The sequence below is a fragment of the Mesorhizobium humile genome (genome assembly GCF_033977215.1).
In the GTDB taxonomy this organism is placed as follows: Bacteria; Pseudomonadota; Alphaproteobacteria; order Rhizobiales; family Rhizobiaceae; genus Mesorhizobium; species Mesorhizobium humile.
Window position 1 is genome coordinate 168,659 of record NZ_JAVIIV010000002.1, and the last position, 12,604, is coordinate 181,262.

At 63.4% G+C, this 12,604-nt stretch carries 10 protein-coding genes and 1 pseudogene; 10 read left to right on the top strand and 1 reads right to left on the bottom strand.

Going from position 1 to position 12,604, the window contains the following annotated elements:
• The first annotated feature begins 192 nt into the window (after positions 1–192).
• The 10 genes and pseudogenes from RFM52_RS03715 to RFM52_RS03760 all read left to right on the top strand — a co-directional run bounded on the left by RFM52_RS03715 (position 193) and on the right by RFM52_RS03760 (position 11,954).
• The gene (locus RFM52_RS03715; protein ID WP_320295193.1) at positions 193–1,974 is read left to right on the top strand and encodes an acetolactate synthase 3 large subunit; all 1,782 of its coding nucleotides are present in this window, start codon (positions 193–195) and stop codon (positions 1,972–1,974) included.
• An 82-nt stretch (positions 1,975–2,056) separates the two neighbouring features.
• Positions 2,057–2,629: an acetolactate synthase small subunit gene (gene ilvN / locus RFM52_RS03720; protein WP_042644054.1), complete on the top strand. Its 573-nt coding sequence runs from the start codon at positions 2,057–2,059 to the stop codon at positions 2,627–2,629.
• A 106-nt stretch (positions 2,630–2,735) separates the two neighbouring features.
• Entirely contained in the window at positions 2,736–3,332 is a 597-nt protein-coding gene (locus tag RFM52_RS03725; protein WP_320295194.1) for a LysE family translocator, read from the top strand.
• A 216-nt stretch (positions 3,333–3,548) separates the two neighbouring features.
• Positions 3,549–4,853: an efflux RND transporter periplasmic adaptor subunit gene (locus tag RFM52_RS03730; protein ID WP_320295195.1), complete on the top strand. Its 1,305-nt coding sequence runs from the start codon at positions 3,549–3,551 to the stop codon at positions 4,851–4,853.
• The gene (locus tag RFM52_RS03735; RefSeq protein WP_320295196.1) at positions 4,850–8,005 is read left to right on the top strand and encodes an efflux RND transporter permease subunit; all 3,156 of its coding nucleotides are present in this window, start codon (positions 4,850–4,852) and stop codon (positions 8,003–8,005) included. The genes RFM52_RS03730 and RFM52_RS03735 overlap by 4 nt, the downstream gene beginning before the upstream one ends.
• Positions 8,006–8,068: 63 nt before the next feature.
• Positions 8,069–8,674, top strand: a complete 606-nt coding sequence (nthA, locus tag RFM52_RS03740; protein ID WP_320295197.1) for a nitrile hydratase subunit alpha — start codon at positions 8,069–8,071, stop codon at positions 8,672–8,674.
• Positions 8,671–9,330 (top strand): nitrile hydratase subunit beta, encoded by a 660-nt coding sequence (nthB, locus tag RFM52_RS03745; protein WP_320295198.1) that lies wholly within the window; start codon positions 8,671–8,673, stop codon positions 9,328–9,330. Before nthA ends, nthB begins: the two co-directional genes overlap by 4 nt.
• Positions 9,317–9,661: a nitrile hydratase accessory protein gene (locus tag RFM52_RS03750; protein ID WP_320295199.1), complete on the top strand. Its 345-nt coding sequence runs from the start codon at positions 9,317–9,319 to the stop codon at positions 9,659–9,661. Before nthB ends, RFM52_RS03750 begins: the two co-directional genes overlap by 14 nt.
• A 97-nt stretch (positions 9,662–9,758) precedes the next feature.
• Positions 9,759–10,661: pseudogene (locus tag RFM52_RS03755) on the top strand (translation factor GTPase family protein); the annotation flags it as partial.
• A 165-nt stretch (positions 10,662–10,826) separates the two neighbouring features.
• Complete coding sequence (locus RFM52_RS03760; protein WP_320295200.1) at positions 10,827–11,954, top strand: ATP-dependent DNA helicase; 1,128 nt, start codon at positions 10,827–10,829, stop codon at positions 11,952–11,954.
• Between the two features lie 202 nt (positions 11,955–12,156).
• On the opposite strand, the gene RFM52_RS03765 is transcribed toward RFM52_RS03760, so the two are convergent.
• Positions 12,157–12,555, bottom strand: coding sequence for a SpoIIAA family protein (locus tag RFM52_RS03765; protein ID WP_320295201.1), 399 nt, complete (start codon positions 12,553–12,555; stop codon positions 12,157–12,159).
• Positions 12,556–12,604: the final 49 nt, after the last annotated feature.

Below are 12,604 nucleotides of genomic sequence, written 5' to 3' on the forward strand. Positions count from 1 at the left end.
TTCGCTTATTGTCCGCGCCCATGAAAACGGCACTCATTCTCGTAGGCTGGCGCGTGGGCAAGGCGGTGTAACCGCCGGGCGAAAACCTCCCATGCGCATCTCACAGGCTCCCTCGGGGGCCTTTTTTATTGCCTCCAATCGAACTAAACGACCAGCAAATCGCCAGATGGCGGACAGTACGGGACCAGACCGATGAGCAACGGACAGAACGAGCGGCGCGAAATGACGGGCGCGGAGATGGTGGTGCAGGCGCTGAAGGATAACGGCGTCAAGCACGTCTTCGGCTATCCGGGCGGCGCGGTTCTCCCAATTTACGACGAAATTTTTCAACAGGACGATGTCGAGCACATCCTGGTCCGGCATGAGCAGGGCGCCGGCCACGCGGCCGAAGGCTATGCGCGCTCGACCGGAAAGGCCGGCGTGCTTTTGGTGACGTCCGGTCCCGGCGCCACCAATGCGGTGACGCCGCTGCAGGACGCGCTGATGGATTCCATTCCGCTGGTCTGCCTCACTGGCCAGGTGCCGACCTCGCTGATCGGCTCCGACGCCTTCCAGGAATGCGACACGGTCGGCATCACGCGGCCCTGCACCAAGCACAATTGGCTGGTGAAGGACGTCAACCAGCTCGCCGCCACCATCCATGAGGCGTTCCATGTCGCGACCACCGGCCGGCCCGGCCCGGTGGTGGTCGATATTCCGAAGGACGTGCAGTTCGCCAAAGGCATCTATGTGCCGCCACAGACGGCGCCGCGCACCAGCTACAAGCCGAAGGTCCAGGGCGACCTGGAGAAGGTCAAGGCCGCGGTCGAGCTGATGGCCGGCGCGAAGAAGCCGATCATCTATTCGGGCGGCGGCGTCATCAATTCCGGCCCGGAAGCCAGCCATCTGCTGCGCGAGCTGGTCGACCTCACCGGCTTCCCGATCACCTCGACGCTGATGGGGCTTGGCGCTTATCCGGCATCCGGCAAGAACTGGGTCGGCATGCTCGGCATGCACGGCACCTACGAAGCCAACATGGCAATGCACGATTGCGACGTGATGATCTGCATCGGCGCGCGCTTCGACGACCGCATCACCGGCAGGCTCAACGCGTTCTCGCCGAACTCGAAGAAGATCCACATCGACATCGACCCGTCCTCGATCAACAAGAACGTGCATGCGGACGTGCCGATCCTGGGCGACGTCGGCCGCGTGCTGGAAGACCTGGTGCGGCTGTGGCGGGCGACCGCCAAGACCGACAAGAAGGCGCTTTATCCGTGGTGGGAGCAGATCGCGAAATGGCGGGCGCGGGATTCGCTCGCCTACAAGATGAACAGCGACGTCATCATGCCGCAATACGCGATCCAGCGGCTCTATGCGCTGACCAAGGATATGGACACCTACATCACCACCGAGGTCGGCCAGCATCAGATGTGGGCGGCTCAGCACTATCATTTCGACAAGCCGAACCGCTGGATGACCTCGGGCGGCCTGGGCACGATGGGCTACGGCCTGCCGGCCGCGCTCGGCGTGCAGATCGCGCATCGCGATGCGCTGGTCATCGACATCGCCGGCGACGCTTCGGTGCAGATGACCATGCAGGAGATGAGCTCGGCGGTGCAGTATGAGGCGCCGATCAAGATCTTCATCCTCAACAACCAGTACATGGGCATGGTGCGCCAGTGGCAGCAGTTGTTGCACGGCAACCGGCTGTCGCATTCCTACACCGAGGCGATGCCGGACTTCGTCAAGCTGGCGGAGGCCTATGGCGGCCACGGCATACGCTGCGACAAGCCGGATGAGCTCGACGACGCCATCAAGGAGATGATCTCGGTGAAGAAGCCGGTTCTGTTCGACTGCCGCGTGGCGACCTTGGCCAACTGCTTCCCGATGATCCCGTCAGGCAAGGCGCACAACGAGATGCTCCTGCCGGACGAGGCGACCGACGAGGCGGTGGCCAACGCCATCGACGCCAAGGGCAGGGAACTGGTGTAAGCGGCCGCCAAGGCAGGGCTGTCGCGAGAAGCCATGCGCAAACAGAGAATTAGCTCAAAAATCTGAAATAGAGATTCACGTCATGAACGCACAGCTTCAGCCGACCGGCTCGGCATACTTCATCGCCAAGGAAACCGAGAAGCCGGAAACGCACACGCTTTCCGTGCTGGTCGATAACGAGCCGGGCGTGCTTGCTCGCGTCATCGGCCTGTTCTCAGGCCGCGGCTACAACATCGAAAGTCTGACGGTCTCCGAGACCGAGCATGAAAAACATCTGTCGCGCATCACCATCGTGACGCGCGGCACGCCGCATGTGATGGAGCAGATCAAGCATCAGCTCGAGCGCATCGTGCCGGTGCACCGGGTGGTCGACCTGACCGTGCGCTCGCATGAGCTTGGGCAGGAGCGGCCGCTGGAGCGGGAACTCGCGCTCGTCAAGGTCGCCGGCACCGGTGATGCCCGGGTCGAGGCGCTTCGCCTTGCGGATGCTTTCCGCGCCTCGGTCATTGACGCCAACACCGAGCATTTCATCTTCGAGATCACCGGCAAGGGCTCCAAGCTCGACCAGTTCATCGCCATCATGAAGCCGCTCGGCCTGGTCGAGATCTGCCGCACCGGCGTCGCCGCGATGAACCGTGGCCCGCAAGGGATGTAATCAGGACGGTCAGCCTGTTTTCAGGTTTTGGCCCGGCGGTTGCTCGCCGCTGGCTTTTGCGCGTTTGCTAAAAGGACAGTAAGGCTGACATATCTGGGAGGATATCATGTCGGCTGACGCATTCCTTGCCCTTTTGGTCTATGCCCTGGTGACCTCGATCACGCCAGGGCCGAACAATCTGATGCTGCTGACATCCGGCGTCAATTTCGGCATCGTCAGAACGATCCCGCATATGCTCGGCATCAGCATCGGCTTTTTCGTCCTGCTTTTGGCCGTGGGCCTTGGCCTCGGCGCGGTGCTGACGGCGGTGCCTGCGCTGCATACCGCGTTGAAGGTCGCGGGCGCGGCCTATCTGCTCTATCTCGCCTGGAAGATCGCGATGTCGCGCTCGTTGAGCGGCAAGGGCGAGGCGGAGGCGAAGCCGATGCGCTTCATCGATGCGGCGGCCTTCCAGTGGGTCAATCCCAAGGCATGGGTGATGGCGATCACCGCCATGGCCGTCTACACCAACGCCGACCACCCGTTCATTTCGGTGATGCTAATCTCGGCCGCCTTCGCCATCGTCAACCTGCCCAGTGTGTCCGTCTGGGCTGGTTTCGGTACCGCGCTGCGCGGCTTCCTGTCGGATCCGGTGCGGTTGAAATGGTTCAACATCGCCATGGGTGTGCTGCTCGCGGCGACGCTGTGGCCGATGCTGCGCTGAGAGCGTTTTTTGGACCGATGCGAGGGTCCGCGACGGCATATTAGCCGGCTGCCCAACATTTGTGCACTGCACATTAAATCTTCGTAATCCCGCGGTTTGGCCCTTTTCCGCCAGAGCCTTGTCCTATCTATTCGGCGAAAATCGCGGCGAAGGGCCGTGAATCGAGCTAAGATGGACCACCGGGATCGGCGTGTCGGGTAGAAGGCTTATTTGTCGATGCGCGGGAAAATCATCTCTGCAGTTGTAGCGGTCGCCTGTCTGGCGGGCGCCGGGCTCTATTCTTCGCCCTCGACGTTGGCCAAGGTCCAGCAGCTCATTTCGGGCAGGCAGGCCGGCACGGCCACCGCGGACAAGGCGGCAAGCGGTGATAAAACCGGGGGCGGCGACAAGACGGCCAATGCATCGGACACCGCGAAGGGCGGCGGGGCGCGCTCGGCCTCGATCGTTGCGGCGACCGCGACGACCGCCGATTTCCCGATACGGCGCTATGCCATCGGCTTCGTGTCGTCGCCGGCGGTGGTGAGCATCAATGCCCGTATCTCCAGCCAGATCGTGTCGATCGACGTCAAGGACGGCCAGATGGTCAAGGCCGGCGACGTTCTGTTCCAGCTCGACGACCGCGCATTGAAGGCGCAACTTGCCAAGGATCAGGCCGCTTTAGCCAAGGACCAGGCGCTGCTTGCCAGTTCGAATTCCGATCTCCAGCGCGCCAAGGACCTTGTCGCCAAGCAGGCCGGAACCCAGCAAACCTATGATCAGGCGGTGGCGGCGCAGAAGGCAGCGTCCGCGACCGTCGATGCCGACAAGGCGACGATCGACGCCGATAATGTCCAGCTCGGCTTTGCCACGATCACGGCGCCGATCGCGGGCAGGCTCGGCGCCGTCAACGTCTCGGTCGGCGACCTTGTCACCGTAAGCAACGGCAACTCCAGCACGGCGACCCCGCTGGTCACCATCACGCAGATCGACCCGCTGCAGGTGAACTTCACGCTGCCCGAGAGCAACCTTGCGCTGTTGCACAAGGCCCTGGCCGACCCGCAGCAAGGCGACGTGACGCTGACCAAGGACGACGATCCCACGCCGATCGGCAAGGGCACGCTCGATTTCGTCGATTCCAGCGTCGATACGGCCTCCGGCACCATCGCCACGCGGGCGAGCATACCGAATCCGGATCTGTCGCTGTGGCCGGGGCAATATGTGGACGTGGTGCTCGAGGCAGGCACGATGCCGCAGATGACCTCGGTTCCGACGGTCGCGGTGCAGCCCAGCCAGAAGGGCCCGTTCGTCTATGTGGTCAAGCCGGACAACACCGTGGAGATGCGGCCGGTGCAGGTGGCGCTGACGGTGGGCCAGAACAGCGCCATCAGCGATGGCCTGAAGAGCGGCGAGAAGGTCGTCGTCGAAGGCCAGACACGATTGAAGAACGGCGCGGCGGTGCATGAAGGCAGCGCGGCCAGCGGCGGTGGGCCAGCTGCGCCCAAGGTTGCGGAGGCCGACAAGGCCGGCGGGGCGAGCCAATGATCTCCGAATTCTGCATCCGCAAGCCTGTCGCCACCCTTTTGATGTCGTTCGCCCTCGTGCTGGGCGGAATTTTTGCCTACAAGTTCCTGCCGGTGGCGGCGCTGCCCAGCGCCGAATTTCCGGTGGTCAATGTCTCGGCCTCGCTGCCCGGCGCTTCGCCGGAGACGATGGCGACATCGGTTGCGACGCCGTTGATCAAGCAGTTCGCGACGATCGCCGGCATCGATTCGATCTCGACCACCAACTCGCTCGGCCAGACCTCGATCGCCATCCAGTTCGTGCTCAACCGCAACATCGACGCGGCGGCCGCCGACGTCCAGGCAGCGATCGCGCGCACGCAGAAATCGCTGCCGCCGCAGATGACGTCGCCGCCGAGCTATCGCAAGGTCAATCCGGCCGATGCGCCGATCCTTTTGATGTCGCTGGTCAGCGACACGGTTCCGATGACCGATCTCGACGCCTTCGCCGAAAACGTCATTTCGCCGTCGCTGTCGACCATCGACGGCGTGGCCCAGGTTTCGATCTTCGGCCAGCAGAAATACGCGGTGCGCATCCAGATCAATCCGACCGCGCTTGCCGCGCGCGGTATCTCGATCGACCAGCTGCAGGCGGCCGTCGCCTCGGCCAACAGCAACACGCCGCTCGGGGTGCTGCAGAACAACAAGCAGCAGCTCACCATCACCGCCAACACCCAGCTCACCGACGCGGCCGGCTTCTCCAACCTCATCATCGCCACCAAGAACGGCCACCCGGTCCGGCTGGGTGAGGTGACGCGGGTCGTCGATTCCGTGCAGACCACGACGACCGCGAGCTGGTACGATGGTACCCGCGCGATCATCATGGCCGTGCAGCGCCAGCCCGACGCCAACACCGTCGACGTCGTCGACAAGGTCAAGGCGATGCTGCCGTCCTTCCAGGACCAGATGCCGGCGGCCGCGCAGATCAAGCTGCTCAACGACCGTTCGACCTCGATTCGCCAGGCCGTCGACGACGTGCAGTTCACGCTGCTGCTGACCATTGCTCTCGTGGTGATGGTGATCTTCGTGTTCCTGCGCAGGGTAACGGCGACGATCATCCCGGCCGTGGCGGTGCCGATCTCGCTGATCGCCACGCTCGGCGCGATGTTCCTGTTCGGCTTCTCGATCGACAACATCTCGCTGATGGGATTGACTTTAGCCGTCGGCCTTGTCGTCGACGACGCCATCGTCATGCTGGAAAACATCTTCCGCCATATGGAGGAAGACGGCCTGTCGGCTTTCGACGCCTCGCTGAAGGGCGCGCGCGAGATCGGCTTCACCATCATCTCGATCTCGATCTCGCTGGTGGCGGTGTTCATCCCGGTGCTTTTGATGGGCGGCGTCATCGGCCGCATCTTCAACGAATTCGCCGTCGTGGTGACCGTCGCCATCCTGGCCTCCATGTTCGTGTCCCTGACGCTGACGCCTATGCTCTGCTCGCGCCTGCTGTCGGTGAGCAAGGCGGATCGCGAAAAGCATGCTCCCGGTCACAGGCCGGACCTCATCACGCGCGGATACGACCGGATCCTGGGCTTCTGCCTGCGAAACACTTTCCTGGTGTTCCTCGTCTTCGTGGCGACCGCGGCGGCGTCGGTGTGGCTGATCCAGGTTTCGCCGAAGGGCTTCTTTCCGCAGGAGGATATCAGCCAGATCTCGGTGACCACCATCGCGCGCCAGGACATCTCGTTCGACGCCATGGCGAAGCTGCAAGGGCAAGTGGCCGGCGTGTTCTCGAAGTCGCCCTATGTCGACCATGTGGCCTGGTCGGCGGGCAGCGGCAACAACGCCCTCAACCAGGGGCAGCTCTTCGTCCAGCTCAAGGGCAAGGATCAGCGTCCCAACATCGAGAAGGTGCTATCGGATCTGAGGCGCCAGCTGTCGGGCGTCGCGGGCATCGAGACCTATATGCAACCGGTGCAGAACCTGCGGCTCGGTTCGCGGTCATCCGCCAGCGCCTACCAGCTCGTGGTGCAGGGCCTGGATACCGGCCAGACCGATATCTGGGCGCAGAAGCTCAACGACGCGATGGCGGCCGACCACACGAAATTCACCGACGTCACAAGCGATCTGCAGAACAACGCCCTGCAGGCGTCGCTGGTGATCGATCGCGACAAGGCCGCCCAGCTCGGCATCGATACCGACACGCTGCGCTCCGCGCTCTATGGCGGCTTCGGCACCGATCAGGTCTCGACCATCTTCGGTTCGGCCGACAGCTATGCGGTGATCACCGAGCTCGATCCCAAGATCGAATGGTCGCCGGAGCACATGCTTGCCATCCAGATGCGGACGGCCAGCGGCAGCCTGGTTCCGCTGGGCGCTTTCGCGCGGGTCGATCGCACAGCCGGCGCGCTGACGGTCAATCAGCTCGGCCAGCTTCCGGCGGTGACGATCTCCTACAATCTGCCGCAGGGCGTCTCGCTCGGCGACACGGTGACCCGCATCGACCAGCTCAAGGAGCAGATCGGCATGCCGACGGCGATCTCGACGAGCTTCGCCGGCACGGCCAAGACCTTCCAGGATTCGCTTGCCAACCAGGGCCTGCTGATCGGCGGCGCGATCCTGACGATCTATATCGTGCTCGGCATGCTCTATGAGAGCTTCATCCACCCGCTCACCATCCTCACTGGCCTGCCGTCGGCGGTGCTTGGCGCGGTGGTGGCGCTGCGCTTCGCCGGCATGGACCTTTCAGTGATCGCGGTGATCGGCATCCTGATGCTGATCGGCATCGTCAAGAAGAACGGCATCATGATGGTCGACGTGGCGCTGGAGCTCAGGCGACAGGGCATGTCGGCGAAGGAGTCCATCCACAAGGCCTGCCTGATGCGTTTCCGGCCAATCATGATGACGACGCTTGCCGCGCTGATGGGCACGTTCCCGATCGCGCTCGGCACCGGTGCCAGCGCCGAGCTTCGCCAGCCGCTCGGCGTCGCGGTGGTCGGCGGCCTGCTCGCCTCGCAGGCGCTGACGCTGTTCGTCACGCCGGTGATCTACGTCTATTTCGAGAATTTCTCCGGCTGGCTGCTCGGCTTCTCCTCGAAGAAGAGCAGTCCGGCGCTGCATGTGGTGGACAGCGGCGAACAAGCCTCGCTGTTCGACACCAACGACGACATCCCGCAAAAGACCGCCGCCGAATAGGCGGCGGCTCTGGCCCAAGCCGTCATACTTGCGGCGCGATGTGGGCAATCGTAACGTCGCGTGATGTCCCATGATCATGATCACGACAACGAGCTCGATCCCTTCGCGGCGCGCGTGCGCGCGCTGGAGACGATCCTCACCCAAAAGGGCCTGATCGATCCCGCGGCCATCGACGTCATCGTCGATACCTATGAGACCAAGATCGGTCCGCGCAACGGCGCGCGGGTGGTGGCAAAGGCCTGGAGGGATTCGGCTTACGCCGACTGGCTGAAGCGCGACGCGACCGCGGCGATTGAATCGCTCTCCTATTCCGGCCGCCAGGGCGAGCACATGCAGGCCGTGTTCAACACCGAGGAGACGCACAACCTCGTCGTCTGCACGCTCTGCTCCTGCTATCCGTGGTCGGTGCTCGGCCTGCCACCGGTCTGGTACAAGGCACCGCCTTACCGCTCGCGGGCTGTGATCGATCCGCGCGGAGTGCTGGAGGAATTCGGACTGACGCTGCCGGCGCAGAAGAAGATCCGCGTCTGGGATTCGACGGCCGAGCTTCGCTACCTGGTGGTGCCGATGCGGCCCAAGGGCACCGAAGGCTGGAGCGAGGAGCAGCTCGCCGGGCTAGTCAGCCGCGATGCGATGATCGGCACGGCAGTCGCGAAGGAACCGGCATGAACGGACCGCAGGATCTCGGCGGGCAGATGGGTTTCGGGCCGGTCGCGCCCGAGAGAGACGAGCCTTATTTCCATGCGGCATGGGAAAAGCGGGCGCTGGGCGTGACACTAACGGCCGGCGGCATGGGCGCCTGGAACATTGACGAGAGCCGGCATGCGCGGGAATCGCTGCATCCCGCCGATTATTATTCGTCGAGCTACTACCAGATCTGGATCAAGGCGCTGGAAGTGCTGCTGAAGCGCCACGGCTTCATCACCGAGCGCGACCTTGCCGCCGGCAAGGCGGTCGATCCGGCCGCGACGCCGAAGAGAGTGCTGAAGGCGGCGGACGTGCCGGCCGTGCTCGCCAAGGGCGGCCCGTGCGATCGGCCCGTCGATACCCCGGCGCGTTTCCAGGCGGGCGATCACGTGCGGACGAAGAACTTCAACCCGACCGGCCATACGCGCCTGCCGCGCTACGCCCGTGGCAAGACAGGGACGATCGAGGCCGTTCGCGACGGCTTCGTCTTCCCCGACAGCAATGCGCATGGCACGGGTGAGAACCCGCAATGGGTCTACACGGTGGTGTTCGACGGGAGCGAGATCTGGGGCGAGGGCGCCGATCCTACGCTGAGTGTCTCGATCGATGCCTGGGAGAGTTATCTTGAGCCGGCATGAAGATGCGTTGCCGGCGGGTTTCGACGAGCCGGTCTTTGCCGAGCCCTGGCAGGCGGAAGCCTTCGCCCTGACGGTTGCGCTGCACGGCAAAGGCCTGTTTTCGTGGAGCGAGTGGGCGGAGGCCTTGTCCGCCGAGGTGAAGCAGCCGGGCGCGGCTTGCGACGGGCACGACTATTACGAGCATTGGCTGGCGGCGCTGGAAAAGCTGCTGTCGCGAAAGGGGATTGCCGGCAAGGGCGAGGTGGACGAGCTCGCCGCCGCGTGGGAACGCGCCGCACACGCCACGCCGCATGGCAAGCCGATCCTGCTGGAGAACGATCCGGGGCTCTGATCGCAGCTTGCCGGCAGTGGGACAAGTTTAGGCTTCTGTTATCTCAGTCTGGATTTCGCCCCGATGTTCGGTTGCAAATATCGGCGCTGCCTGCAACCGTGCCGTCACTATGGAAAAACCTCCCGCGCCATGGCCCTTGCTGCAACTCGCGATCGAGCCGAAGTCGAGAGCCGATGAGGAGAAGTTGCGTGTCGCCTTATCGACGCTTGCAGAGAAGCTGCCTGGCTTTGAGGTGAAGCGGGACGTGGAATCGGGCCAGACGATCATCGCCGCGATGACCGAGCTTGACCTCGACATCATCTTCTATCGCTTGACCCGCGAGTTCAACGTCGCGGTCAATGTCGGCGCGCCACAAGTGGCCTATCGCGAAACGATTACCCTCGCCTGCGAACAAGACTATACGCATAAGAGGCAGGTTGGCGGCCACGGACAGTTCGCCCGAGTCAAGATTCTGTTCGAGCCCAGCGGGCGCAATGCGGAGTTCGTGTTTCTTTCGAAGACCGCCGGAGTTGCGGTTCCCGAAGACTATGTCATGGGGGTCCAGGCCGGATTGCGCAGCATCCTGTCCTCCGGTCCCTTCGCGGGCTTTCCGATGATCGGCATCAAGGCAACCTTGGTGGACGGCGCCTGTCACGACACCGATTCTTCGGCTTTGGCCTTCGAGGTCGCCGGCCGCGCTTGCTTCAAAGAGGCTGCGCCCAAGCTCGGCGTGCAATTGCTGGAGCCGATCATGAGGATCGAGGTGGTTACGCCGGAAATCTATGTCATCAGCATTATCGGCGACCTGCATGACCGCCGCGGTCTGGTCAAGAGTCGGATAAGCCGCGGCGAGGCCATCGTCATCAACGCGATGGTGCCGCTGGCCACCATGTTCAAGTACGTCGACAACCTGCACTCGATGAGCCATGACTGCGCAGCCTACACGATGCAGTTCGACCACTACGCGCCCGTTCTGACGGCTGACCGCGGCCCGCCGCCGGCAGTGGCTGCCTACGGCTGACTTGTTCTTCGTCGGAGCCAACCGAGGCACTGCGGTTTTGTTCTCTTTACGTTCCTGTTCGGGGCTGATAGCCTGACTTTGCGGAGGCGCCAGCGATTGCCACCGACAACGGTCGATATGGCGGCCAATCTTGTCTTTCGTCTGCGAATCCGGTCTGTCGCACTGATGGAATTTTCTCCCCAACAGGATGAGGCTTTGAAAGCGGTCGGGCGCTGGCTCAAAGAGGGCCGGCCGCAGGTTTTTCGGCTGTTCGGCTATGCCGGCACCGGCAAGACGACGCTGGCGCGCTATTTCGCCGAGCATGTCGACGGGCAGGTGCAGTTCGCCGCCTTCACCGGCAAGGCGGCGCAGGTGCTGCGCTCCAAGGGCGCGACCAACGCCCGCACCATCCATTCGCTGATCTACAGGCCCAAGGGCGAGGAATCGGTCGAGGACGAGGTGACCGGCAAGACCTCGATGTCGCCGACCTTTTCGCTCAACCGGCAAAGCCCGATTTCGCGCGCCAAGCTCGTCGTCATCGACGAATGCTCGATGGTCGACGAGCAGCTCGGCCGCGACCTGCAGAGCTTCGGCACGCCGATCCTGGTGCTTGGCGATCCGGCGCAACTGCCGCCGATCTCGGGCGGCGGCTTCTTCACCGAGCATGAGCCGGATGTGCTGCTCACCGAAATCCACCGCCAGGCGCGCGACAATCCCATCATCCGGCTGGCCCTCGACGTGCGCGAGGGTCGCGAATTCATGCATGGCGATTATGGCACCGCGCAAGTGATCGGCAGGGAAGGCGTCACCCAGGATCTGGTGCTCAAGGCCGACCAGGTGCTGGTCGGCACCAACCGCACGCGGCGGCGCTACAATCAAAGGCTGCGCGAGCTGAAGGGTTTCAACGCCGACTTCCCGCAGGCCGGCGACAAGCTGGTCTGCCTGCGCAATGATCCGGCCAAGGGGCTGCTCAACGGCTCGCTATGGAAGGTGATGACCTCCTCGCGCGAGACGGTGAAGCCCGGCATCAACTTGCTTGTCTCGCCGGAAGAGGACGACCCAGACCGCGGCGTCGCCAAGATCAAGCTGCTCAAGGCGGCGTTCGAGGATCCGGACGCCGAAATCCCCTGGCAGCAGAAGAAGCGTTTCGACGATTTCGACTACGGCTACGCCTTGACCGTGCACAAGGCGCAGGGCTCACAGTGGAACGACGTCGTGCTGTTCGACGAGAGCTGGGCCTTCAAGGAGACAAGGCAGCGCTGGCTTTACACCGCCATCACCCGGGCAGCCGAGCGACTGACGGTCGTACGCTAAGGTTGTCGATGTTCAGGTGAGGCCGGCCTGCAAATGGCGGCTTCCTGCGCTTCCGGTGCTCACGTACTTTAGTACGCTCCGCTCCGGCCTTCGCCGGCCGAAGCCCTCATAAATGTTTCCGCTCTATGAAGGCTACGGCCGGCGTAGGCCGGTTCTCGGAATCCACCATTTTCGACTCGGCCTGACCTGAATCTCGACAACCCTAGTCCTTCGGCCTTGCGCCAAGCCATTGCCAGGCAGCTTCTTCATCGTCGACGCCGAAACGTCTGAATTCGAACGGCAGCGCCTTAGGGAAGACGCCGGTGACGAGGTAGGCCCAATTCGGCTCGCCGACGACAGCGCAACGCACGACATGTTCCAGCGCGTCGGCCACGCCCTGCTTGACCGTATCTTGCGAAATGTTGGCCCAGTCGACGCTTTCCGCGTCGGTCAGCCTGACCAGCACGTCGATCCTTGGATGCAGCGCATAGGCCGCCTCCAGCAGGCCGAAGAGGTTTTCCGCGTCGGCCGGCGAGATATCGCCGACGACGTCGATGGCGAAAAGCGCGTCGCGGTTGGTTTCAATGCGGCGGACCGCCGGCACGGCTTCGAGGAAATTCACAGGTAGATCCTTACGTTAGCCTCCATCTATCCCCTGGAACACCCGAAAC